27 protein-coding genes are annotated in these 23,552 nt (G+C 49.0%); all 27 read right to left on the bottom strand.

Translation table 11 applies throughout. From position 1 onward, the window contains the following. Positions 1–15: 15 nt before the first annotated feature. Positions 16–1,077: a flagellar biosynthesis protein FlhB gene (gene flhB, locus MCJ35_RS22615; protein WP_008720487.1), complete on the bottom strand. Its 1,062-nt coding sequence runs from the start codon at positions 1,075–1,077 to the stop codon at positions 16–18. 216 nt (positions 1,078–1,293) lie between these two features. Next, positions 1,294–2,079: a flagellar biosynthetic protein FliR gene (locus MCJ35_RS22620; RefSeq protein ID WP_025485141.1), complete on the bottom strand. Its 786-nt coding sequence runs from the start codon at positions 2,077–2,079 to the stop codon at positions 1,294–1,296. 15 nt (positions 2,080–2,094) lie between these two features. Then, positions 2,095–2,358, bottom strand: coding sequence for a flagellar biosynthesis protein FliQ (gene fliQ, locus MCJ35_RS22625; RefSeq protein WP_008720490.1), 264 nt, complete (start codon positions 2,356–2,358; stop codon positions 2,095–2,097). Positions 2,359–2,370: 12 nt separating this feature from the next. After that, positions 2,371–3,072, bottom strand: a complete 702-nt coding sequence (gene fliP, locus MCJ35_RS22630; protein WP_371829075.1) for a flagellar type III secretion system pore protein FliP — start codon at positions 3,070–3,072, stop codon at positions 2,371–2,373. Positions 3,073–3,155: 83 nt separating this feature from the next. Beyond that, positions 3,156–3,518 carry a flagellar biosynthetic protein FliO gene (locus tag MCJ35_RS22635; protein WP_008720492.1) on the bottom strand — a complete coding sequence of 121 codons (363 nt, stop codon included), beginning with the start codon at positions 3,516–3,518 and terminating at the stop codon, positions 3,156–3,158. A 1-nt stretch (position 3,519) separates the two neighbouring features. Beyond that, the gene (locus MCJ35_RS22640) at positions 3,520–4,461 is read right to left on the bottom strand and encodes a FliM/FliN family flagellar motor switch protein (protein WP_025485137.1); all 942 of its coding nucleotides are present in this window, start codon (positions 4,459–4,461) and stop codon (positions 3,520–3,522) included. Between the two features lie 15 nt (positions 4,462–4,476). Then, on the bottom strand, positions 4,477–5,367 hold the full coding sequence (locus MCJ35_RS22645; protein ID WP_008720494.1) for a flagellar motor switch protein FliM: 891 nt from the start codon (positions 5,365–5,367) through the stop codon (positions 4,477–4,479). Next, positions 5,360–6,193, bottom strand: coding sequence for an OmpA/MotB family protein (locus MCJ35_RS22650; protein ID WP_008720495.1), 834 nt, complete (start codon positions 6,191–6,193; stop codon positions 5,360–5,362). The genes MCJ35_RS22645 and MCJ35_RS22650 overlap by 8 nt, the downstream gene beginning before the upstream one ends. Continuing rightward, complete coding sequence (flgC, locus tag MCJ35_RS22655; protein WP_008720497.1) at positions 6,194–6,628, bottom strand: flagellar basal body rod protein FlgC; 435 nt, start codon at positions 6,626–6,628, stop codon at positions 6,194–6,196. An 11-nt stretch (positions 6,629–6,639) separates the two neighbouring features. Continuing rightward, positions 6,640–6,996 (bottom strand): flagellar basal body rod protein FlgB, encoded by a 357-nt coding sequence (locus tag MCJ35_RS22660; RefSeq protein WP_008720499.1) that lies wholly within the window; start codon positions 6,994–6,996, stop codon positions 6,640–6,642. Positions 6,997–7,013: 17 nt separating this feature from the next. Further along, positions 7,014–7,394 (bottom strand): flagellar export chaperone FliS, encoded by a 381-nt coding sequence (fliS, locus tag MCJ35_RS22665; protein ID WP_025485135.1) that lies wholly within the window; start codon positions 7,392–7,394, stop codon positions 7,014–7,016. 16 nt (positions 7,395–7,410) lie between these two features. Further along, positions 7,411–10,305, bottom strand: a complete 2,895-nt coding sequence (gene fliD, locus MCJ35_RS22670; RefSeq protein ID WP_025485134.1) for a flagellar filament capping protein FliD — start codon at positions 10,303–10,305, stop codon at positions 7,411–7,413. An 11-nt stretch (positions 10,306–10,316) separates the two neighbouring features. Next, complete coding sequence (locus MCJ35_RS22675; protein WP_025485133.1) at positions 10,317–10,793, bottom strand: hypothetical protein; 477 nt, start codon at positions 10,791–10,793, stop codon at positions 10,317–10,319. Continuing rightward, positions 10,780–11,058: a carbon storage regulator CsrA gene (gene csrA, locus MCJ35_RS22680; protein WP_025485132.1), complete on the bottom strand. Its 279-nt coding sequence runs from the start codon at positions 11,056–11,058 to the stop codon at positions 10,780–10,782. Before csrA ends, MCJ35_RS22675 begins: the two co-directional genes overlap by 14 nt. Next, positions 11,052–11,498, bottom strand: a complete 447-nt coding sequence (gene fliW / locus MCJ35_RS22685) for a flagellar assembly protein FliW (protein ID WP_008720509.1) — start codon at positions 11,496–11,498, stop codon at positions 11,052–11,054. Before fliW ends, csrA begins: the two co-directional genes overlap by 7 nt. Before the next feature lie 21 nt (positions 11,499–11,519). Further along, positions 11,520–12,119: a DUF6470 family protein gene (locus MCJ35_RS22690; protein WP_008720510.1), complete on the bottom strand. Its 600-nt coding sequence runs from the start codon at positions 12,117–12,119 to the stop codon at positions 11,520–11,522. A 21-nt stretch (positions 12,120–12,140) separates the two neighbouring features. After that, on the bottom strand, positions 12,141–13,124 hold the full coding sequence (locus MCJ35_RS22695; RefSeq protein WP_008720511.1) for a flagellin N-terminal helical domain-containing protein: 984 nt from the start codon (positions 13,122–13,124) through the stop codon (positions 12,141–12,143). 10 nt (positions 13,125–13,134) lie between these two features. Continuing rightward, on the bottom strand, positions 13,135–14,604 hold the full coding sequence (flgK, locus tag MCJ35_RS22700; protein WP_025485131.1) for a flagellar hook-associated protein FlgK: 1,470 nt from the start codon (positions 14,602–14,604) through the stop codon (positions 13,135–13,137). Positions 14,605–14,633: 29 nt separating this feature from the next. Further along, positions 14,634–15,080 carry a flagellar export chaperone FlgN gene (gene flgN / locus MCJ35_RS22705; RefSeq protein WP_008720514.1) on the bottom strand — a complete coding sequence of 149 codons (447 nt, stop codon included), beginning with the start codon at positions 15,078–15,080 and terminating at the stop codon, positions 14,634–14,636. A 13-nt stretch (positions 15,081–15,093) separates the two neighbouring features. Then, positions 15,094–15,396, bottom strand: a complete 303-nt coding sequence (locus MCJ35_RS22710; RefSeq protein WP_025485130.1) for a flagellar biosynthesis anti-sigma factor FlgM — start codon at positions 15,394–15,396, stop codon at positions 15,094–15,096. Between the two features lie 225 nt (positions 15,397–15,621). Continuing rightward, complete coding sequence (locus MCJ35_RS22715) at positions 15,622–16,155, bottom strand: late competence development ComFB family protein (RefSeq protein ID WP_008720519.1); 534 nt, start codon at positions 16,153–16,155, stop codon at positions 15,622–15,624. Next, entirely contained in the window at positions 16,148–16,918 is a 771-nt protein-coding gene (locus MCJ35_RS22720; RefSeq protein ID WP_025485129.1) for a ParA family protein, read from the bottom strand. Before MCJ35_RS22720 ends, MCJ35_RS22715 begins: the two co-directional genes overlap by 8 nt. 357 nt (positions 16,919–17,275) lie before the next feature. After that, positions 17,276–18,487, bottom strand: a complete 1,212-nt coding sequence (locus MCJ35_RS22725) for an ATP-binding protein (protein ID WP_025485128.1) — start codon at positions 18,485–18,487, stop codon at positions 17,276–17,278. A 497-nt stretch (positions 18,488–18,984) separates the two neighbouring features. After that, a complete protein-coding gene (locus MCJ35_RS31690) occupies positions 18,985–19,119 on the bottom strand; it encodes a hypothetical protein (protein WP_275891643.1) in 135 nt (44 codons plus the stop codon). Between the two features lie 973 nt (positions 19,120–20,092). Continuing rightward, the gene (locus MCJ35_RS22730) at positions 20,093–21,610 is read right to left on the bottom strand and encodes a flagellin N-terminal helical domain-containing protein (protein WP_025485127.1); all 1,518 of its coding nucleotides are present in this window, start codon (positions 21,608–21,610) and stop codon (positions 20,093–20,095) included. A 234-nt stretch (positions 21,611–21,844) separates the two neighbouring features. Further along, positions 21,845–22,774, bottom strand: a complete 930-nt coding sequence (locus tag MCJ35_RS22735; protein WP_025485125.1) for a M15 family metallopeptidase — start codon at positions 22,772–22,774, stop codon at positions 21,845–21,847. Positions 22,775–22,840: 66 nt separating this feature from the next. Continuing rightward, positions 22,841–23,491: a PilZ domain-containing protein gene (locus MCJ35_RS22740; RefSeq protein ID WP_008720541.1), complete on the bottom strand. Its 651-nt coding sequence runs from the start codon at positions 23,489–23,491 to the stop codon at positions 22,841–22,843. Positions 23,492–23,552: the final 61 nt, after the last annotated feature.

Here is a 23,552-nt window from a genome sequence, read left to right on the forward strand (position 1 = left end):
CCATGTTATCAACAATCAAAGCTTTTTATCGTTGAGCTTATACACAAATGCAAGGATTTTGGCAACTGTCTGGTAGTACTCCTCCGGTATCTCCATATCCACCTCCACGCTTGCATACAGCCCCCTTGCAAGGGGTCTGTCCTCCAGGATATAGACGCCGTTTGCCTCCCCCACTTCCACAATCTTCAGCGCCAGATGGTCCGCGCCCTTGGCCAGCACCACCGGCGCCCGGTTCCTGTCCGCGTCATAGCCCAGGGCCACCGCGTAATGGGTGGGGTTACGGACAATCACATCCGCCTTGGGCACGTTCTGCATCATGCGCATGGAAGCCATCTGACGCTGCTTTTCCCTGATCTTTCCTTTAATCTGGGGGTCGCCTTCGGTCTGCTTGTACTCTTCCTTTATCTCCTGCTTGCTCATGCGCAGGTTCTTCTCATACTCCCACCACTGGTACAGGTAATCCATGGAAGCCAGGAAAATGAACGCCACCCCAACCGTGTCCACCAGGGATATGACGGTATTGCCGGTAAAGATAAGGGCGCCCTCCACCGTTCCCTCCATCAGCCTGGACAGTTCCTCCATCCTTCCCTTCAGGAACACATAGACCACCCAGCCAAGGATGGTAATCTTGATAAGCGCCTTAATCAGCTCCACCACGGAGCGGATGGAAAACATCCTCTTAAAGCCCTTAAGTGGGCTGATACGCTCCATCTTGAACTTCAGGACATCCATGGAAAATGCCATCCTGGTCTGGAAAAAGGTGACCGCCACAGCCGTGAGGACCCCGATGAACAGAAGGGGAAGGGCTGACTCCAGGAACAGCAGCATGGCCTTCACCAGCATTTCCCTGCCCGCCTCCTGATGGAAGCTGTCAGAATCAGCGGCCATCCCCATGAACATGTACATGGCGTCCCGGAAATTCCGGTACATATGGGGAGCAAGGGCCTTCAGGGAGTGGAACAGGACCAGCATGGAACAGACAGCGGCCACGTCGTTGCTCTGGAACACATTGCCCTTCTTCCGCTCATCCTGACGCCGTTTTGGTGTTGCTTTCTCGGTCTTTTCATCTGCCGGCACGGTTCACCACCTCCCTTCCATGATTTTGTCTTTGGCAGGTTCAATCATACTTTACAAAAGGGATGCCGCGCAAAGCAGCACCCCCTTCCCGTATGAAAGCATTTCCTCAGGGCATGCTTTGCCCTAATGGGGTATCTCTGGCGGATTCCTCAGGACAGATGACGGATAGGAATTTCTAAACACTCCCTGGCATTGCTCCGGGACAGAATTGGATATTCAGGCACGCCCCAGCATCATGATTATATTCTGGGCCTCCTTCATCATGGCATCCGCATACCCGTCCATGAACGCGCCCATGGGATAGGCAAACAGGATCATAAGAAGGATTCCCAGAAGGATCTTACACTGTATGTTAATAACAAAGACATGAATCTGCGGAATCAGTTTCATCAGCACACCCATGGTCATCTCCAGCACAAACTCAGCCGCCACAAACGGCAATGCCAGCTTAATCACCATCAGGAACACGGTTGCGGACATGGTGATGATATACCACAGCACGTTCCTTCCAAAGAACACCCCGGCCCCTACCGGTATCACCTCATATGTGTAGGCGAACAGCCGGACCGTCAGCAGATGGCAGCCAGTGGCAAAAAAGTACAGGAAAAAGAATATATTCACAAACTGCCCCAGGATTGCCGTCTGTACCCCGTTCATGGGGTCCATGACCTTGCCCATGGCCAGGCCGAACGCCGTATCCAAAAGGTCCCCGGCCACATACAGCATATAAAAAAACAGCTGGAACACGCACCCAATCCCCAGACCCAGGATTAATTCCCTGACCAGTGCCTCGGCCATATCAAAGGTGGAGTATAAAACCACTGCCTGCCCCCCGGCCCTGGCCGCAGGCGCAATGAGGAGGCTCAGCGCCAGCGCCAGGCCGGTCCGTACCATAAGCGGCACACCCTTCCTGGCAAACACGGGATTGATGAAAATCATTCCGCCCATCCTTGCAAACACAAGAAGGAAAATGTCAAAATATTCCAATACGCTGCTGTCCATCACGCACCCCCGGCATTAAAGGGCTGCCATGATTGCAAACAGTTCCACCACAAATTCATTCATGACCTTGCTCATCCATGACCCCAGAGCCAGAAGCACCAGCGCAATGACCAGAAGCTTGGGCACGAATGTAAGGGTCTGCTCATGAATCTGTGTGGCGGCCTGGAAGATGGCCACCAGAAGCCCTACCGCAATACTGACAATCAGGAGCGGGCCTGCCAGCTCAAATGCCACCAGCATGGCTTCCTTCATAATTTCCATAACCTGTTCCGCGTTCAACCTTATCCCTCCTTACCGAAAGCTCTGTACCAGCGTCTTGATGACCAGACTCCATCCGTCCACCAGCACGAACATCATGATCTTAAATGGCAGCGCAATCATCGTAGGCGGCAGCATGACCATTCCCATGGACATAAGGGTACTGGATACCACCAGGTCTATGATGAGGAACGGGATGAATATAAGGAACCCCATGGTAAATGCCTTGTTAAGCTCACTCAGGATAAAGGAAGGCACAATGGTGGTAAGCCCCAGTTCCATATAGCCCTCCGGCCCTTTGGACGTATCCGGCGGATCTGTCTTCGATATGGACAGGAACAGATCCAGGCTTTTCTTCTCAGTCTGTTTCAGCATGAATTCCTTCATAGGCTCCTGGGCCCGGTCAAATGCTTCTTCCCTGGTAATGGTCCCTGACTTATACGGCTGGTACGCCTGTACGTTAACAGAGGTAAATACCGGGGCCATGATGAACAGGGTCAGAAAAAGCGCAAGCCCTACCAGTATCTGGTTGGGCGGGGACTGCTGGGTGCCTAAGGCATTTCTCAGGAAGGACAGCACAATCACAATCCTGGTAAAGCTGGTCATCATGATAATCAGGGAGGGGACCACGGCCAGAAACAGGAAAAGGAACATGATATCCAGCATGTCCATGGGCTTTCCGGCGCCTGATGAACCCTGAAGGGTCACGGATACATCCGTTGCATAGGCCGTCATTGCACTGCCTGCCCATGTCAGGGCGAATACGGCCCCGGCCAGGATTTTGCCCATATTCCTTCCCAGTCTTATGCTGCTTCCACTCATTGCTTCTCTCTCCCGCCTCTTTTTCCTTCGTCATCCCTGTTCTTACGCGCCTTTAGCTGGGACGTGAGAACAGCAACAAAATCCGGCGGTGCCTCCGCCGGCTCCAGTGTTTCATATGTATCCAGTTTTTCCAGCCGGGTAATCCCGGCCGGGGAAACCCCTAACAGCAGGATTTCCTCCTGCACCTTAACCACAAGGAGGAAACTGTCCCGGCCAACAGCCATCTGGTCCAGCACCTGCATGCCCGCCGACCTTTGCTTTAAGCTCATGCCCCGCCCCAGGATCCTGGTGGTATGATAGGCCAGGAACAGGACCAATATAAGGACAATCAGGTAAAACAGTATTTTCAAAAATGCCATATCATTCCCTCTTGCCCATGATTTCTATGATACGGGCGCCAAAATGGTCCCCGCTCACCAGCACATCGCCCCTGCCGATCAGCTCTCCGTTGGCCACCACGTCGGCCGGGGAACCCGCCTGCTTATCCAGCACCAGGACCTGTCCTTCCTTAAAGGAAAGCACATCCTTCACGCTGCACACGGTGCTTCCAATCCGGACCGATACATCCAGGGTAATGTCCAGCAGCTTCTTCTTATCATCGCCAATCTGCTCCCTGTCATACTGAAGGGGCGTGTACTTAAATTCGGGAAACGCCACCTCCTGGACCGATACGGCTTCCTTCGGCTTCCCCATATGCTCCTGGATTGCGGGCATGGGCATTTCCTCCATGACCGGGATACCCAGCACCTGTCTCATTGTCTGGGACGCAAGGATATAGGCATCCGAATCCACCACCCCATCGATGGTATAGTGCAGGCGGACTATCACGAACGGACTTCCCATCCCCCACACCCTGGTCAGGTCCTGGACACGCTCCGTGTTGTCATAGGCGGATATCCTGGTAATGAATTCCCCCATGTCACGTCCCAGGAAATCATTGAGTTCAGCCACGGCAGCCGTCATACACTGGGATGCAACCTCCTTAAGGGTGCTGAGCGCAATCTCGTCCAGGGGACTGTCCGTGTCAATGGGAACCCCCATGATATAATTGGTCAGCCGCACCATGTCTTCCTTGGAGAAAACCAGCAGCTGGTCCGCTGTCAGCCCATTGGCCGTCCTGCGCCCTTCAACGACCACATTAAAATGAGGCAGGCACTCTGCCAGCCCATCCGTGTCTGTCTCCTCCACCCCCGACACGGTCATCTTAACGTTCCTGCCAAGAAGGGAACCTAATATATTGCACACAGGAACCGCTTCCATCTCCAGCAGTTCCTTTATGGCTTCCTTATCCATGTTTAACATACTCATTCCTCCCGGCTACAGCTCATTGCTGATTTCCACTGCCTTGCGCAGCCTGGTATGCCCCGCCTTTGCCTCAAAGCAGGCCACATCTTCCACATATATGGAAATACCGCTGTCCACCTTCTTGTTTAAAGGTATCACATCCCCTGGCGTAAGCTGGAGTATATCCTGGGCATCCAGGGTAAACTCATGGAGTATGGCCCTCAGTTCCACCTCGGACTCCAAAAGATGCTGTTCAATATAGTGCCGTTTGGACTTCTGCTTCTCCTCGTCCTGCTTCTTCTGGCTGGCCGCAAAGGAATAGCCGAACTTCGATGTAAGCTCCTCCACATTAGGCGCAGGCATCACCATGTTAAGCCGGGCAGACAGTTTGTCGATGACCACCTCCAGCTCCACCTGTATGACCACGTCCTCCTGGGCGCTCATCTGCAGGAGATGGGGATTGGTCTGCAATCCTGTCAGGGACGCCTGCACATCCAGGTACTGCCCCCACGCCTCCCCGAGGAACTCGGTAATCTTGCCCAGGACGTACTGCAGGATTGCCTTTTCAATATCCGTGAAATCCCTGGTCAGTTCATACTCCGAGCCAACGCCTCCCAGAAGGCGTTCAATCATAAAAAACGCCAGCCTGGTATCCACTTCCATGGTCAGAGGCGCTTCATTGTAATCCTTATTGGCCGGGCTTAGCGTAATCATCCCAAACAGGGAATGGTCCGGCACCGAATTGCTGAATTCCTGGTAACGCTTCTCCACAATCCCGTTGATGCTGATTTCACAGTAGGACTGGAGAAGGCCTGTTAGATACGGCGCCAGGGCACGGGCAAAACTGTCATACAGATTTTCCACCGTGCTCATGCGCTCTTTTGTAAATTTCTTAGGTGATTTGAAATCGTAACTCTTAATCACTGCCTGTTCCTTCCTGTATCATGGCCTTATCTCCCGGCATGGTCACCGGGAACAGGGGGTCCATTGTCTCCATTGCGTCGATGGTATCCGGCGGTCTGTATCCATTTCCAAGGATAATCATGTCCACCCGGCGGTTCTGTTCACGTCCCTCCCTGGTGGCATTATCCGCAATGGGATAATACTTGCCGTAACCGCGGCATATGAGTTTCTTAGGGTCGAACCCCACCTGGTCTTCCAGGTAAATGGCCACATTGTCCGCCCGCTCCGAGGACAGCAGCCTGTCATTAATCAGGGAGTTGGCTGCCTGGGCCGTGTGTCCGTTAATGTAAACCGCAAGGATATTGTCCTGCTTTTCCTTTAACATGATTCCTACCGCATCCAGCATGGATTTGCTGTCCGCCCTTAAGCTTGCGCTGTCAGGGTCGAATAAAAGGTCATTCTTAAAGCGGATAAACACCGCGTTCTCGCTGTTGGACACAATGGCATCCAGGTTCTCGGAGTCAAAGTAGGTCTGTATGTCCCTGGCCATCAGGGCCATCTCCCTGGCTGACGCCTGGGTATTCTGGGAACCGGTGGGTACCTGGGTGGATTCCTCGTTATTCTCCCCTATGACGGGATACTTTAAATCCTGGGGCACATCTTCAATATCCGTCTGCGCCTCAATGCCCAGCTGCCTCTGCATGGCCGAGGCAATCTCCTCCAGTTTGCTGATATTCACATTTGATATACTGTATAATAATACGAAAAAGGTCAGGACAAGGGTTATCATATCCGCGTAGGTATTTAACCACTCCTGGCCTCCTTCTTCATCCTTCTGCCTTTTCATTTATTTACCAATCTCCAGGGCCTTTAAAGCCATGCTTTTTGCAATATTGAGGGCCGTGACATTGGCCTCATAGGCGCGGCTGGCAGCCATCAGGTCCACCATCTCCTCCGCACTGTTCACATTCGGCATCATCACATAGCCGTCTTCATCTGCATCCGGATGGTCCGGGTCATAGACAGGAACCAGGGGATTCTGGCTCTCCACCACTTCCTCCACATACACGCCGCCATTCTCCGCCTTGGTCATGGCCTTGCCAAGTTCACTTTTAAAATTCAGTGAGTTCTCGCGGAACACCACCTGCTTCCTTCTGTAAGGCCCGCCGTCAGCCGTCCTGGTGGTGTTCTGGTTAGCCAGGTTCTGCATGATGATGTCCGTGCGGAACCGCTCCGCCGTCAGGGCGGAACCTGTTATATTAAGTGAATCCAAATACCCCATAGCCTGCTCCTTTACTTACCTGTATTATTAATCACGTACCGCAGCGTGGTCAGCTTACCTGACATCCGCATGGTCAGCGCGGAATACTGGCTGTACGCCTTCCACAGTTCCAGTTCTTCCTTTTCCACCTGGACATTGTTGCCGTCCGGCCTGGCCTGGGTGGCTGCGTCTTCCTCCACCACCGGCTTAGCAATCCGCTCCACGCCCTGCTCCGTCTCACGCAGCACGTCCTTAAATTCCACCTTCTTGGCCTTGAATCCAGGCGTCTCCACATTAGCTATGTTATGGCTTGAAACCTGCTGCTTCAGCCACATGGCGTCCATTCCCCGTTCCAGGGCGCCTAACGCCCTGTCGTCAAATAACGGCATATTCCGTCCCCCTTATCTCATCCCGTATGGCTCATGCGCACCTGTTTATCCGCCTGGGCAAATGCTTCCTTCAGTTCCATTATCATGGGAAGGACCTCCCTCACCGGGTCAGGATTCTTCTTGATATTGGCCTGAACAATCTGATAATTAAAATACTCATAAAGAGAGGACAGGTTCTGTGACACCGGATACTGGCCGTCCAGTGTGGACTCCAGATGGCTGATAATGGCCTGGGCCTTCTTAAAATGGGTATTGCTGGCTTCAAAGTCCCTTACCTCCAGTCCCAGAAGCCCCTTGTTCAGACGGTTGATGATCTCGTCATATAACAGGTTGATCATATCTCCCTGGGTCATGGTCATAACGGACTGCTGTTTATACTTTGCATATGGATTCTGCATATTGATTACTCCTTCATCATGATGAGAACTGCTGGGTAAGCCATGAACTCTGGCTGTTCATATTGGAAATCGCCTGTTCCATGGCGGTAAACTGTTTCCAGTACCTTGTCTTCTCCAACTGATACTTGGTGTTTAAGTTGGAAAGCGTCTCCGTAATGTGCTTCATCTCCTCATAGAGGGTATTGCTCGTGGTAAGCACATCCTTGGTACCCGCATACCGTACCATGCTGCCCGGGCTTCCGCTGCTCACATTCGCCGCCGCCTTGATGGCATTCTGCATCTTAACACCCAGTCCCTGGTCCCTGTCCGTGAACAGGGTCGCAATGGCGTCCGGATTGGTGGCCACCGCAGACCTGAGGGCATCCTCGTCAATGACCAGTTTCCCGTTATCCCGCCAGTTATCCGATGTCTCGATACCGATATCATAAAGCGACAGTCCCGCTCCCTCCACACTGCTGTAGAGGACCATCCTCATGTCCCCCAGGAAGCTGGAGATATTCGAATCATTGTGAAGGAGTCCCTGCTTGGATTTCTCCTCCCAAAGCTCAATCTCCTTGTCACTCATCTCTTTCTTCTGGGCATCCGTGAGAGGGGCGTACTTCTTGTAGTTGGCAGTCTCTGTCAGCTGCTTGTTCAGCTCTTCGATGAGGTTGTTGTAATCTTCTACAAAACTCTTCAAACTATCTACTATTTTATCAGTATCACGGGATGTAGTCAAGCTGATTGGACCGTTGGAAGCATCATAAGTGGAAGTAATTTCCATGGTAATTCCATCCAGTTCAAAGGTGTTGGTGTTGCGCTCGATGTCGGTGCCGTCGACGGTCAGGATGGCGTTTTGGCCGGAGGTGACGGAGGCGGTCATTTGGGAGGAAACCCTATCTCCGCCAAACAGTTTATTCAGCAGGGCTTTCCCATCCGCATCCGCTCCCTCTATGGTGAAATCAACACCATTTAGCTGAAGCTTTCCCCCCGAGAAGTCTACGGTTCCTTGGGTTTCATTCCTGATTTTATCTGCCAAGGCGTCAAAGTCGGTTGCGCTGGCATCGAGTGTAGACGATTCAGTTGCACCGTCAGCTCCGACCCAGGTTATATTAAGATTTCCTTTGAAAATATCCGTGCCTGTCACCTGGTTCGCAACCAAGGTATTCGGTATGGTTTCTACAATCTTCTTACCAAACATCTTTTCAACAGGATTCTTGTCATCATCTCCTGGTGTGCCTTCAATTTTTACATTGCCGGTAAGTCCTGATATATTAAATCTGCCGTCCTCGTATGTCACTTCCGCGCCGCCTATGGCGTTCTTCAGACTCCGGGCCACGTCCTCTAATGTTGTATTTTCAGTAATATAAATCTCTGTCCCATTAACACTTATACTCCCGGACATACCTGCGCTTCCCCATGTAGCGGTTTTAACAAGTACATTGTCCACCGGATTATTGAACCCTAGTTTCTTTGCAATCCCACCATCCAGGTTCTCCGCAGAAAACCCAACCTTATATTCGGAAGATGACAGAACTGCCCGTTTTTTATCCGGATTCGAATCATCTTTTTTAAGAGAGAATACAATCTTACCATACCCATAGTCCCTGTTCAGTTTGGAATTAATGGCGTCAATCACGCTCTTCTCATCCTTATATGATTCACTGCCGGTCTTACCATCTAACTTAATCGTAACATCCTTACCGTCCACCTGAAATACCAGGGACTGGTCCTTTCCACTGTTCAAATCTGCCAAAAGGGAATCCATATCAGTAAATGCATCGCTGGTAATATCTTCAGAAAAAAGGGATGACTGAAACCCTGTGGACTCCACACCAAACATTGTGGTCAGCAGATTGCCGTATTTCTGTGACATCTTTATATTGGATATCTGTCCCGTTGAAGATGATTCCATTATGAATTTGTCAGATGCAGACGAGTAAGATACCCTGACCCCAGCATTGCTGCCGTTAATGGCACTAATCACATCACTCAGTGTGGAATCGCCAGTCAGCCCCTTAATGGTCACACCATTAATCTCAAATTCATATCTGTCACCCTGCAACGGCGTGGCAAAATTCATATTCTTTAAAGATGTGCCATAATCAAGCTTGTTGGAAAACCCGCCGCTAAAGCCCAGGCTAGCAATTGTATTCGATGAATCGCTGCTTCCGGTTGTCTCAATAATAACCCTTCTGGATGAGTTTACAGGGATACCCGCCACATCACCATTACTATTCAGCTGGACCAGTTCCATGGTGCCTTTCATACTTTCTGTTGGATCCGCCTTAAACTCCATACCAACTGACGTTCCAAAATTACGGTACAATGCCTCATTGATATTATCAACGGTTTTAACCACATCCACGGTTCCGGGAGTGGTATCGTCCGCCCCCTTTGTACCTTCCACCACAAAGTCAATGGTTCTGCTAACGCCATCCAGCGTTACGGTAAAGGACTTTGTCTCCCCTATGCTGGATTCAAATCCTGAGAAATCCGCGTTCTTACCCACCGGCGCCCCAGTCACCGTCCCCGCCGTCTTCACCGTACAGGCCGTAGCCAGCTGTTTAACAGCATCCACCTTCATGGAACTGACCGCATTCGAAGAAACCGAACTGATCTTAATGGCGCTGTTACTGCTAAGTCCTGTCATGGTCTTAAAGGTGGTTGGACTCATCAGGTTGGTCTGCCCTGAACCATAATAAGAAAAATACTTATCGCCAAAGGTATTAATCTTCCCAATCAGATCCCTGTAAGTTTCCTGCTTCCACTCCAGCTGCTGCTTTAATCCCGTCTGTTTATCAATCTTAGTCTGTGTGCCCATCAGCAGGCTTTCTACGATGCTGTCTGTATCCATGCCGGAAGCAAGGCCCGATATATAGTTTTTATTGCCGGCTGCGCTGACTGTATTAATTGATGATGCTGATGCCATCGCCCATCCCCCTATCTTCTTTTATCGTAGAGCACGCCTTTGCTCCCCTGATTCATCTGCTTTAAGTACCCGGTAAATTTACCGCTTACATTGTTCTTCTTTATCTTTTCCTGAAGCTGTGCCTGAATCGCCGCCATCTTCCCCGGCACCCCGGCTTCCAGCTCCTGTATTCTCGTTATCATGGTAAAAACAGCCTGGCCGTCCCGGAACAGTCCCTGTTCCCCTTCATTCAGGCTGCTGTAATCACAGCGGTTCTTACCTATGTTGTAACAGCGTTTCCCATAAGCCGAGCCGTCCCTCAGGCCTTCCATCTGTTCATCAAGCCCATCTATCTTATCTATGACGGCCTGCCTTGCCTCCACGGCGGCCACGATTTCATCCACTGCCTCCGGGTCATCCGTGTCCAGTCTCATGGTTTCCTGCTCATATTGTCCCAGCAGGATGGCCTTTTCCCTGAGCAGCATCCTCATCCGGTCAAGTATCTCCATCCCTGCCCTCCTTCTCCTCCTGGGCGCTGTCCTGCGCAAGAGCCTTTAAGTTCCTGGAAAGCTGGAATACCTTCAGAAGGTCCACCTTATCGGACGCCTCCTTGTTATTCTCCACAGTAAGGTACAGTTCCGTGCGGCATATCTTCATGTCGTCCGGGGCCGATATGCCAAGGCGCACCTTGTCGCCTTTGATTTCAGCCACGAATATCTCGATATAATCTCCGATTTTAATGGATTCACCCTTTTTTCTGGATAATATCAGCATAGGCCATCCCTCTCTCCCTGGCCGAATATAGCCTGCCGTATGGGATAATCCTGATCCAGAATCACCTGGACGGCCAGATTTGTCTTGTGGTTGATGATGACAGGGCTTTTAAGGTTCACGGTGGAATCACGGAAGGTTTCCCCGATGACCATGAGCACCCAGCAGTCCAGGTCATCCTCAGGTACTGCCTGCAGAAGGATTAGCACATCCTGCATCACCACCGGGGCGTAATCACGCTTTACCTCCAGAGGGTTCAGCATGATAAAGCAGACATTTTTCTGCTCAATGGACTGGAGCCAGCAGATTCCGCTGCCCATGTTGGAATCATTTACAAGTACGAACTGGGTATATTCCTCAAAGCCGAAAACGGGCTGCTTAAATGTTATGATGTTCTTCTCTTCAATATCAAGGATTCCGAAATCCCGTGTCTCAATCTTCAAAAGTATCCCTCCATCAAATCCCTATTCCGCAGCCGCCTCATGGGCCGGATTGGCGCTGGGCGGCACATACATGGGTTCGCCCATATATTCAATATCCACTTTCGGATACTGCTCCACATCCACCCTCAGTTCTCCCGGCACATAGGTGGCCGGTGGTTCCTGTACCTGTGGTCTGAATTCCACCTGGGCCGGTGTATAGTCAATGGATAAATCCGGCGGCTGCCAGGAAATGTCAGGCCCAACCGAAGGTATGAATGCAATCCCGGTGGTGATATTGGTCTGGGCCATCATCTGGTTCTTCATGATATCCGCAACCGTGACCCCGTCCTGTATCTGCATCATCTGGTTGCCAATCCTGGAATATTGGGCCGTGGCGTCCGATGCCGCCTTAATACCTGCCTGCGCCCCGTCCCTCATGATTCCCCTGGCTGTGCGGAATCCCATGCTATCCCTGGAACGGGATGTATCAATGTCCACTTTGATATTCTCCGACTTCATATTCAGTTTGCCAGGATTCTGTATGATACCCACTTCCGGGTCAGGTATCCTGCTCTCAAGCCTGGCCCTCTGGGAGGTCATGGACAGCTTAATGGGAGTGGTTGTAATTTTTAACACATTCATCCTCAGACACCTCTTTTCAACTTATTTCATAAAGTCAAATATGGACGGCGGTATGATGCTGGATCCCAGCTGAAGGGTAATCATCCAGGCTGTTTCCGCGGATTTATTGTTCACGGCCTCTGTCTCCACCTTAACCGCTTCCAGGTCCTTCTGGCTTTTCTGCAGGTTCACAAGGCTTGTTTCCAACCGGTCCTGGGTGCGCTCCAGCATTTTCTCCCTGGTCCCTATCTCAGATGTGGCAATGGAAATATTGCTCTGCTTCTTCTTTAACTGGGACAGTGAATCCATGGCGCCTTCCTTGTCCCCGGCCTTTAGCTGGTCCCTTACCTGCCCTATGAGGCTGTACAGGTTATTGGGCATCCCATTCTCGTCCTTCCCGCATCCCAGCACATCCACGCCGGAGGTGGATATCTTGATTCCCGTCTTAGCCGTATTGGTGCCTGTTGCATACGTACCAAAACCAATGTCCAGATAAACCGGCTTATTTTCACTGAAATAAGTATCCGGGTCATTCTTATCATATGCATCCACGGACTTCCCGTTAAACAGGAGGTTCCCATCGGCATCCAGGGTAAATGGCGCCGTGCCGTTGGCAGATCCGGAGAACAGGAATTTGTCCCCGTACCTGGCGTTCATGGTCTGCAGAAGCTCCTCCATCTGGCCGCTCAGTTCCTCCGCAATGGCATCCATGGAATCCTGGCTGCTGGCCCCTCCTGCTTTGGTGGCCTTCTCATAAATATTCTCAAGGATGGAATTAAGCGTCAGTATATTGGAATCCGCTGTCTCCAGTTCCCCCGTGGCATTCTTCACCACATTGATATGTTCTTCGGTCCTTGCAATCTGGTCACGGATTGCAAATGCCTTGGAAGCGGTTGCCGGGTCCTCGGATACGTGGTTGTACTGCCGCTGGGATGCCAGCTTCAGATTGGAGGAAGCCAGATTGGAAATATTCCTCTGAAGATTTTTATTATATGAAGTTGTCATCATACTTTCCGTGATTCTCATATGCCCCTCCTTAACGTCCTACCATACCCATTTTATTGATAATCATATCCAGCTGCTCATCCATGGTTGTCATGAGACGCCCCAGGGCCTGATACGCTTTGTTATATGTCATCATATTGATTCCCTCTTCATTGAGGGAAACCCCGGAAACGCCCATGCGCTCCGACTCCACGCTTTCCGCAATGGACAGGGAAGCCTGCATCCTGGCGCTGTTGGTCTTAATTTCACTTCCCAGTGTATTGGTGGTCTTGGTGATAAACTCACTGAATGTACCTGAGAACCCGCCGCCAAAATTAAAATCCTGCTCCAGGGCCGCCTTCATATCCAGGATATCCGTGTTATCCAGATCTCCGTCCGGATTCTTATCCCTGATAATATAAGAGGAGTCCTCCGCCCACTTATCACTGATGGAAATGTTCCCGGCCGTGATATTCCCGTTCCCATCCCCGCTTAGAAGTTCCTTATACTTATCCGGAAAATCTGGGTCATCTGCATGAACCTTATTGTTGAACACATCCGCAAGCGTCTTTGCAAAATTATCCAGCTGGTTCTGGTAATACGGTATGCCAGACATGATGGAATCATTGCCCGTAAGCATGTCGGTAAAGCCCTTGATTGCCCCGCTGCCCAAATTAGCAGTCTTGCCGTTGCTGTTCCAAGTAAGGCTGGTGCCGTCGCTGCCTATCATAAGCTGGTCATTGGTATAGGAAGCCCCTGACACATCCACTACGACCTTGCCGTTAAACTTAACCTGTACCCCGCCTCCATCCAGGTTCGTAACCTGGACAGAACCATATCTGGATAAGTCATCCAATATGGTATTGCGCTGGTCCAGCAGGTCATTCGGCCCATAATTCACCCCGTCATAATCGCTGTTTGCAAATATCTCATGGGCAATGGACTTATTCAGTTCCGACAGCTGGTTCAGCTTGGTATTGATGTCCTGCACCGCAATGGAAAAATCGTTCTTGGTCTGCTCCATCAGTGTCTGCAAATTGGCATCATATTCATTCAGGACCTGGGTCACGGCCTTAAACGCATGCATGACAATATTGGCGTTGGTCTCCTGATACGGATTCTGGCTGAAATCCGCCAGGGACTGGGACAATGCGGTAAGAGCCGACTTAATGCCGGTGCCTTCCACCTCCGGGTCACTGATGATTCCCTCAATCTGGTCCAGGATGGCTGCCTTCTGGTCAAAATACCCAACATCGCTGTACTGTTCCCTGAACTTGGCGTCCAGGTATGGATTGCGTATCTGGGCTACTCCCTTTGCATCCACGCCCTGTCCTGCCAGGGGTATGGAACTGTAATTGAACTGGCTGCTCCCATAGACATTGACGCTTACTGAATCCAGACGCTGTCTGGTATATCCCTTTGTATTAACATTGCTTATATTATTTCCCACGATATCAATGGCTTTCTGGTTTACCATGATACCCCTCTTAGCTGTCTCCAGCCCCATGAATGTCGGTCTCAATCTGCCACTCTCCCTGTATCAGCCTGATATCAGGCCTTTTTCTCCAGCTTGCTCCCCTTTTGTACGGTCGGGCGTCCATAGATTCCTGTGGGATTGCCCACCATCCTGGAATCAATGCCCATGCGTTCCAGTTCAGACTTCGCAAGCACCTCTGCCTTCTTGTTATAATACTGGATATTGCCGATGGATCCGTCAATCCTCCGGTACAGCTCCAGCAGTTCCTTCCGCTCACTGTCCTTTGCCTCATCAGCTATCTGTTTTAACGTCCTGCCATCCAGTCCGTGGGCAGTAAACAGTTCCTGGCGTCTGTGTTCCAGGTTCTCAAGCTTCTTATCCATGGCCTGCTGCATCATGATGGTCTGCTCCACCTTATCCAGCTCCCTGGTCATCAGAAGTCCCAGCTTTTCTACCTGCTTCTGCTCCATGGCCTCCAGGGCCTCTGTATATTCCAATAAAAAATCAATGATTTCTTCCAATTGCTTCCCCCTCCTACAGACCGCTCATCAGGCGCCTTGCAATCTGTTTAGCCGAAACCTGGTATGTGCCGTCCTGTACCTGCTGCTTAAGGGCAGCTATCCGCTCTGCCGGGGCCTCTTCTTCCATGGACCTGGTCAATGCCGATGCAAATGCGGAAGCATCGCTTTTCTTGGCCCCTTCACTGCTGATGCAGATAGCATCCCCTCTGGCCTTCCCTGCTGCCTGGGGAGACACGGGAGCACTTTTCTCCGTATGTTTTGCACTGCTCACAGCGTTCTGGTACGCTGCGTAATTTCTCGTAATCTTCATATCCATAGCCCGGCTTCCTTTCCTTAGGTGCTCTTTGTATGGCAATACTTATGTCCTGATTCTATTAACCCTATAATAGTTATCGAACGCCAAGTTGAAAACTTTACAGGTTAAATGTTATTTTTTATATTTTTCAAATAAAAAGCCGCCGGGGCATAGCCTGAAATGATACCATTCCCGGCACTGCCCTGACGGCTTATGACCTTCCAATCCCATCGTGCATGCTGGCGCTTAATGCCATGGTTCCTTCTTCACCACCAGAATGGCCTGCACAAGGGCCCCTGTGACCTCCGAACCGTTCTCCAGTTCTGCCTTACTGCGTTTTTCCTGGTCCCCTTCCTTCATCACCACATAGCGCGGTTTCAAACGGTTCAGGGCCAGGGCCGCAATATCCTTTTTACACTTGTCGCATTTACAGCAGTTAAACCTGTCCAGGGTGGAATCCAGCCGCGATATGACCAGTTCCTCCATCAGATTCACCAGCACCATGTTGTTCTCTTCCTTAAATGGCAGGGTAACCGGATTGCGCTTTAAGGCTTTTGCCATGGATGCCGCTGTGGGCGGTGTCAGGGATCCAAAGCCCGGTGCGCCGGACATACCTGACGCAGCGCCTTCTGCTTCCCGTGCCATTCCGGCGGATGCCGCCTGAACGGCACCATCTGCATGCATATCCCCTGCATTACCCAGCGTATCCTTTTTTGCGGCAGACGGCATGATTTTGCGGTACATCATTTCTTTATCAATCTCTGTCCTGGTCTTAGCCATTTGCCTTAAGCCCCCTTTGCATCAACTCCTGAATCAGGCTCCCATAATCCCGCACCGCATTGCAGTCAGGCGCATACTCCAGCACGGAACACTGCAGGGACTGGGCCTCCCTGAGCGCTACGCTCTCACGGATGAATGTTTCCAGAACAGGCATCTGCAAATCCTCTGCCACCATCCTGAGCGTTCCCTCCACCTCTTTGCTGAACCTGGTCCTGAGATTGTGCTTGGTAAGGAACACCCCCAGGATCTGAATATCAGGATTACAGTAATTCCTGACACGGCGTATGGTTTCCTCCAGCTGGGTAATCCCCTGCAGGCTGAAAATATCCGAGAGCATGGGCACCAGCACATAGTCAGCTGCAGTAAATGCATTCACGGTCAGGATGCCAAGGGCAGGCGGCGAATCAATGAGTATGTAATCATAAATCCCCTTCAGTGAATCCAGGGCCTCCTTAAGAAGGAACTCCCTCCTGACCCCTGTAAACTCCAGTTCAATACTGCTGAGAAGGATGTTGGATGGAATAACATCTACCAATGTGGACTTCTGAACCGCATATCTGGGCTTTAGCTCCCCCTTCAGAACATCATAGATGGTGGCGCTCTCCGTATCCGCCCCCAATGAAAAACTCAGGTTTCCCTGCGGATCCATATCCACCGCAAGGACCCTGTAGCCCATTTCCTTTAACGCCGTTGCAATCACATAGGCTGACGTGGTCTTTCCCACACCGCCCTTCTGGTTAGACAACGCAATGGTTACCGCCATAATGTACTCCCCCAGGAACTCCTTTGTTCCTCATTTGTTATATTCTGGTTTTTATTATATCAGGAAATGCTGGTTGAGACAATTGGGTTTTTCTTCCTTTAATGGCCTATTTACACTGGATTTGCGGTTAATGCTGTTTTCTATGCAGCCGTATGGATACAAAGCCGGAGCGCTGCCGCGGGCTGATGACAGCCACGCAGCAGCGCCCTATATCAGGAATTGCAATATTTTTACATCATGGTTTTCAAATTCGTAATGTATAGCATCCTCATATACATCTAAATCAATATTGTCAGTTGGCATTAGCCGTTCAAATTGATAGTTTCTTTCTGTCTTCACTAACACATCATTCTCTTTTTAATATTCATCGCTTAGCAGGAAATCAGCAACGTGCATGGTTTTGATTCCCTCATAATTGCCGCCCGCAAATGCATCTGTACGCAACACATACTTAGGATAGTTATCCCGAATATCAAGCAGCCTGCCATATTCGCGTTTTTCGGTTTCAGGGGAACCAATCTCCTGAGTCACTTGAATGTACAGCTTGTTTTCCTGCTTAATGGCAATGAAATCTATTTCAGCGTTTTCTAATTTTCCAACGTATACATCATATCCTCGGCGCAGCAATTCAAGATAAATGATATTTTCCAGCATGGCCGCTACACTGTTCGCTGAATATCCCAGCACGCTGTAACGCAGCGCCGGATCAGCCAGATAGAATTTTTCCTGTGTTTTCAAAATTTCCTTGCCCTGTACATCGAAGCGGGAACAGCGGTGTAGGATATAGGCGCTTTCCAGCTTGCTGAGGTAGTTATAAACCGTTTCGTTATCAATGGCCCGATTTTCGCTTTTCAGATATTTTGAAACGGAAGCAGCGGAGAAGGTCCGTCCAACATTGTCAAATGCGAACTTCACAATACGCTCCAGCTGATCCACCTTGCGGATTTGATTACGCCTTACAATATCAGTAAATATTGTAGAATTGTAAATATCCCTGACGATGGTATAGACCTCGTCCGGCGTATATTTTTGCAGATGAACTGCCGGGAACCCCCCAAGCCGCAGATAATTTGCAAGTTCTGTGTAAGAGTCAAGAATCTCCGTATATTCCTTTCGGAAGGTCATATACTCGGAAAAGGATAAAGGGTAAATGCGAAATGCGATATAACGGCCAGTCAAGTAAGTAGATATTTCAGAAGACATCATCCTGGAGTTTGAGCCGGTTACATAAATGTCTACATCATAGTCAGCCATAAGGGAGTTTACAACTTTCTCCCATGATTTTACTTCCTGAATCTCATCCAGAAAAAGGTAGGTCTTACCCTTTAAAAATAAATGCTGCTTGAAGTGTGCAAACAACGCTTTCGCTGTCTTTATATCCTCATATTCCAAAGAATCAAAGCTATAATGCAATATTTGCTCCTCATGGATACCCTGTTCTTTCATTTTATTTATCAGCATTTTCAAAATAGTTGATTTCCCACAGCGGCGGATTCCAGTAAGGATTTTTACAAATGGTGTATCCGCATATGTCATTATCTTATCTACGTAAATTGGTCTATTAATCAAAAAAGACACCTCCCATCTATAATAGGATACCGCATTTTCATCAAAATATCAATAGTTTTTAAGGTTATAACCGCAAAACTTTAAATCAATATATCCGTTGTCAGTGGACGGTCGGACTAGACTTTGATTTTGTGGCTAATGTAACATCTTCTTGCATCCCCTCCTTTTACAGATTTTAATATTAGTAGAAATAATGAAAAAAGGATAAAGATAACCCCCTCAAACCCTTACATGGGGTTTGAGGGGGGAGTGGTGGGGCGATTGAGGTGTCTTTGCTATACAGTATGGGCATATCCATGTCATGGATACATTTATATTAAGGAATTCTCCTTTTCCCATCCTGCCGCCCTGTTCTCTGACAAAAATCCCATCAGAAGTCCTTGGCTGCTGAAGTCATCTACTTCGACTTCCTCCAAAACCACATCAATCCTGTCTTGCATTTTCTCTTTCTGATGGAACCATTCTTTATCATTTTCCGGATATTGGAAATAACTGCGCTATCCATGTATGAATCCATTATGCATCAGCCATTCCTCTGCTTTTTCCTTATCGGAAAAAACACGTATCTCCTCACCTTTCACCTCGAACTGGATTATCCCCATCTTCATACGTTGCATTTTGAGTAAATACATTTTTACCTCCCTTTCATTTTCGCTCTAACCTGCATCAGACCCGGATTACGTCATATATCCTGTCATGTATTTTCCATCAAAATATATTTTTGTCAAGAAGCGAAAAATCCACCCCCCCCCATTGTTTCCCCATTCCTTCATGATAAGTTCACCATAGCGGACATAGCCATTCATGGTAAGTATGACCGGATATTTGTCAACTACGTTTTTGTATCTCACCCAATTGGGACTGACATAATCGAATATATCTTTTCATATTAATTCCTTTCATCAAACACGACACATGTAACTGGACATTCAAGGCCAGAAAATAATAAATAAAAATTGCAGTACATTGCTCTGTCCTCTTCCACATATGGCTGGGGATACGGTTCGAAAAAGCTCATTATAACATGTTTCTACCCGGTCTGTCATATAACTGCAGACAGCTTCTGCCCAAATGGCTTCAAAAATCATTAAATATAAAGGCAGTGGGACAGCCGTATACATCCGTCTAATCCAGATTCCATTTCATATATCTGTATGGACGGTTTGCATCCGGTTGATTGGTATCTTTATACTAAAAATATCCATTTATGTTTCCCCTGGTGATATCCAGCTACCTGTTCCAAAAAACCTGGCCAACCAGCCCTCATAGCAGCACGCCATATTATCTTCATAGTTCTTTGTTTCCGGTGTTTGCAGAAGTGACCGGAGAAAAATGACAGCAACTGCCCCTGTTGCCTTTTTTATCTCGATATTTCTTTCCCCTTCCCAATTGCTGACATCCGATTGTGTGGCACTATCTGGTTATAGGACCGTATTTAATATATATAATTATAATAAAAATCTAATAGGAAATCTATATTTAAAAGAACGAAGCAAAACAAATCCTCTGCAGTCAAAAAGGCACTGCCTCCAGACCAATGATAAATGGTCCGAAGACAGCACCTTAATATTCAAAAGAATAATATTATATAAACTTAAAATTATCTTACTGTAATAACTGCAAAATGGACTGTGGCTGCTGATTAGCCTGAGCCAGCATAGCCTGAGCAGACTGCATCAGAACACTGTTCTTTGTGAACTCCATCATCTCTTTTGCCATATCAACGTCACGGATACGGGACTCGGCTGCTGTGATGTTCTCGGTGGTAACACCCAAGTTGTTAATAGTGTGCTCAAGACGGTTCTGAATAGCGCCCAGTTTACCACGGCTAGTGGATACCTGGTTAATAGCATCCTTAATTTTGCTGATAGCATCTGCCGCGCCTTCTCTGGTGCTGATATCGACATTAGCAAGACCCAAAGCGCTTACATGCATGTCTGCAATCCCCAGTTCTAGCTGGTTATAGGAATCGTTGGTATCACCGATTTGAAGCTGCAATCCACCACCATCCGCAAGACCAGTACCACCACCTAAAACAAATTCACCAGCGGCAGCACCAGTACCGCCTTGAGCGGCAACTAAACTGGCTCCCGTCTGTGTTCCATCAAAGTCAACCGTAAGCTCTATACCGGCTTCTGATAACATTTTGTTAATATCATTTGCTGTATAAGTCTCGCCTGCAACTAAATTCATTTCAAAGTTGCCTGTAGCAGCATCTACACTACCACCAACCTTACCAGCAGCATTTTTAAACGATAACTTCTTACCATTGACACCCGCCTTATTTGCAGTTACCTTTATTCCCTTTGCATTGTCCACTGCAGATGCCTGTTTTGCAGCTTCTGATGTAAGAGTTACTGCAGCTGATCCATCTGCCTTAGCACCATCATCACCAAATTGAAAGCTCTTATCTATAGTTAATTCAACTTTAACCCCAGAATCTTTTGGCGAACCACTAGCATTTTTAATAAGATTATCAATATCCTGTTGCGTATACGTCTTACTCTTGTCGCCATTTAATGTGATTGTCAGCTTATTGCCAACCCAAGTCGCACTATTAGCGGTTCCCTTTGCTGCTGCAGTAACATCGACAGTATAACCCTCAGGTGCTGATAAAGTGAATTTAGTATTACCAGCTATCTCACCAGCAACATTAGTAGTACCAGTTACATCTAATACCTTACCTGACGATCCAGCTCCCATGGAACCATCCAGTAATTTAATGCCATTAAAATCAGTACCATCAGAAATGCGGTTAATCTCATCCTTCAATGCACTGACTTCATCCTGCAAAGCCCTTCTATCTACATCATCCGTATAAGTACCATTCGCTGACTTTGTAGCCAGTTCCTGCATACGGTTCAGCATGGAATGAACTTCCTGTAGTCCGCCTTCAGCTGTCTGTACTAAAGAAATAGCATCCTGTGAGTTGTCGCTTGCCGCTGTCAGACCTTTAATCTGTGCCCTCATCTTTTCAGAAATTGCCAGACCTGCTGCATCATCGCCTGCGCGGTTAATTCTGTAACCAGATGACAGTTTCTCAAGTGACTTTGATACGGCACCATTGTTTACGCCCAGCTGTCTGCTGGAGTTTAATGCCATAATGTTGTGTTGAATCCTCATACTAATTACCTCCATGTAATTATAATATTCCGGGAAATCCTTTTCCCTGTTTCATAACATATCCCAATGCCGGACGGGCCCTGTCTGACACTGGACCAAGCTTCCGGAACATCCATTCCTTCCGCTCTGTAATATTTATCGTACGCACCCCCTCTTTTATTTACCAAAAAAGTGCACAAAAATCGAATTCGTTTTTTGTGCACTCTATCTATACGGACTCTATTCATAAAGACTCTATCCATAAAGACTCTGTTCAATATAAAATTCTTCCAGGGACAGGCCATGCTCCTTCATATACCTTGCCGCTTCCACCCCCACATAACGGTAATGCCACGGCTCATACTCAATCCCTGTGATATCCACCTTATCTTCCCCATACCTCATGATAAAGCCATAATCCTGGGCATTCTCCATGAGCCATTGGCTTTCCAGTGTCTTCTCAAATTCCTTCTCAAGCTTATGGTACTTATTAGTATAAAAATCAACCGCCAGGCCCAGGCAATGTTCCCCTGACCCCGGGATGGATATGGTCTGCCTTGCAAGAATATATGATTCTTCTTTCGTATGACCGCTTCTCACATAAGACTGCACCTTCCGGTTAAACAGTTTTTCCTGTTTGTCCAATGTTCTGTAGCCTGAGCACACGACAGGTGATAACCCCTGCGCTTTCATATCTTCCAGCATCTGCATCAGCGGTTCATAAATCCGCTCGTCCACAGACTGCTCGGTTCCCGGAATGGCTTTTAACTCCGCCGCATAATCTTCAGGCACCGGGTACTCCGCATTAGTAAGTATCAGGCACCACATATCATCCTGGTTGATGAACAGTTCTTTATCTCCATCCATTCCACCGCTATGCTTCGTACCCTCACCTGTCTGCCCGCCTAAATGCATCCGTTCATCTGCACTTCCCCCATCCGGACCACCGTCTGCCCTATACCCCTTTCCAACACCCAGGCCATACCCAGCCGCAATTCCCCCATCCGCTGCCGAAACCGTCCCTGCTCCCACAGCCTCCGTCACCTTCGCCGCCTCCACCGCCCGCTCCCGTTCCAGCTTCCGGTGTGCCGATATATAAAACAGGGTCAGGATTATCAGGAAGGTATAAATCATCACCCGCCTGTTCCTGACCATCCGCCGGTCCTGTGATTTTCCCTGGGCCATGTCCCCGTATCCTCCTAAACATAACTTCCCTGCTGTCCATTTCCTGCATTATCCGGCAGTATCCCACTACCGTATCCGCCTTAACTGGTCCCCCTGCCTCCGCAGGATATACCGGTACAGCAAATCCTCCTGCCTGGTAGCCATTTCCATAAACTCGCATCCATAGCCATAATCCCCTTCGGGCCTCTGCACCTGACGGCGCACCTCGCAGGTATACAGCATGGAATCGCCCATGGCCGGTATCACCATATTAAAACGGTCATTGGTCCTGAATTCTTCCTTGCTCCTGAACATCAGGCCGCCCAGGCTGATATCCACCAGCTGTACCTTAAGCCCGTTGACATCCTTGGAATCGCCTTCCATCTCCATCACATCGTCCCCGCGCATGCAGTTATAGATGATGCCTGTGTCCCTTGTACTGATACGGAAATACTCCCGCCGCTCATCATTGGTGGCCTCGTTTAAATCAATTATCCTAGCCAGCTTGGGCGAGGACAGGTACACCCTGCCAATCAGCACCTTAAAACCAAGCTGGGTATTATAAATCTCCAGCTTTATCAAAAGATTATATGGAATCCCCGGCAGTTCATTGCGGGAGCTGCCCACATCGATGAAATTCTTCCCGATGCGGTGCAGGACCCCCATACTGATTAAATCGTTATTCTTTGCTTTTATGACACACGACGAGCCCACATACCCATCCAGCAAATCAACCAATTCCGCCACCCCCTGTATTCATCCTGTTGTCGTCCATCAAGTGACATCCGGCGTAAACACG

It is taken from the genome of Enterocloster sp. OA13, assembly GCF_022440595.1.
Taxonomy (GTDB): domain Bacteria; phylum Bacillota; class Clostridia; order Lachnospirales; family Lachnospiraceae; genus Enterocloster; species Enterocloster hominis.

Bases quoted from the DNA above. Each gene is read 5' to 3' on its own strand.
- MCJ35_RS22620 (WP_025485141.1), bottom strand. From the start codon at position 2,079: ATGGACAGCAGCGTATTGGAATATTTTGACATTTTCCTTCTTGTGTTT.
- fliP (WP_371829075.1), bottom strand. From the start codon at position 3,072: ATGACGGCCTATGCAACGGATGTATCCGTGACCCTTCAGGGTTCATCA.
- MCJ35_RS22635 (WP_008720492.1), bottom strand. From the start codon at position 3,518: ATGGCATTTTTGAAAATACTGTTTTACCTGATTGTCCTTATATTGGTC.
- MCJ35_RS22640 (WP_025485137.1), bottom strand. From the start codon at position 4,461: ATGTTAAACATGGATAAGGAAGCCATAAAGGAACTGCTGGAGATGGAA.
- MCJ35_RS22650 (WP_008720495.1), bottom strand. From the start codon at position 6,193: ATGAAAAGGCAGAAGGATGAAGAAGGAGGCCAGGAGTGGTTAAATACC.
- flgC (WP_008720497.1), bottom strand. From the start codon at position 6,628: ATGGGGTATTTGGATTCACTTAATATAACAGGTTCCGCCCTGACGGCG.
- MCJ35_RS22660 (WP_008720499.1), bottom strand. From the start codon at position 6,996: ATGCCGTTATTTGACGACAGGGCGTTAGGCGCCCTGGAACGGGGAATG.
- fliS (WP_025485135.1), bottom strand. From the start codon at position 7,394: ATGCAGAATCCATATGCAAAGTATAAACAGCAGTCCGTTATGACCATG.
- fliD (WP_025485134.1), bottom strand. From the start codon at position 10,305: ATGGCATCAGCATCATCAATTAATACAGTCAGCGCAGCCGGCAATAAA.
- MCJ35_RS22675 (WP_025485133.1), bottom strand. From the start codon at position 10,793: ATGGAGATACTTGACCGGATGAGGATGCTGCTCAGGGAAAAGGCCATC.
- csrA (WP_025485132.1), bottom strand. From the start codon at position 11,058: ATGCTGATATTATCCAGAAAAAAGGGTGAATCCATTAAAATCGGAGAT.
- MCJ35_RS22690 (WP_008720510.1), bottom strand. From the start codon at position 12,119: ATGAATGTGTTAAAAATTACAACCACTCCCATTAAGCTGTCCATGACC.
- MCJ35_RS22695 (WP_008720511.1), bottom strand. From the start codon at position 13,124: ATGAGAATCACGGAAAGTATGATGACAACTTCATATAATAAAAATCTT.
- MCJ35_RS22710 (WP_025485130.1), bottom strand. From the start codon at position 15,396: ATGGATATGAAGATTACGAGAAATTACGCAGCGTACCAGAACGCTGTG.
- MCJ35_RS22715 (WP_008720519.1), bottom strand. From the start codon at position 16,155: ATGGCTAAGACCAGGACAGAGATTGATAAAGAAATGATGTACCGCAAA.
- MCJ35_RS22720 (WP_025485129.1), bottom strand. From the start codon at position 16,918: ATGGCGGTAACCATTGCGTTGTCTAACCAGAAGGGCGGTGTGGGAAAG.
- MCJ35_RS31690 (WP_275891643.1), bottom strand. From the start codon at position 19,119: ATGTATTTACTCAAAATGCAACGTATGAAGATGGGGATAATCCAGTTC.
- MCJ35_RS22730 (WP_025485127.1), bottom strand. From the start codon at position 21,610: ATGAGGATTCAACACAACATTATGGCATTAAACTCCAGCAGACAGCTG.
- MCJ35_RS22735 (WP_025485125.1), bottom strand. From the start codon at position 22,774: ATGGCCCAGGGAAAATCACAGGACCGGCGGATGGTCAGGAACAGGCGG.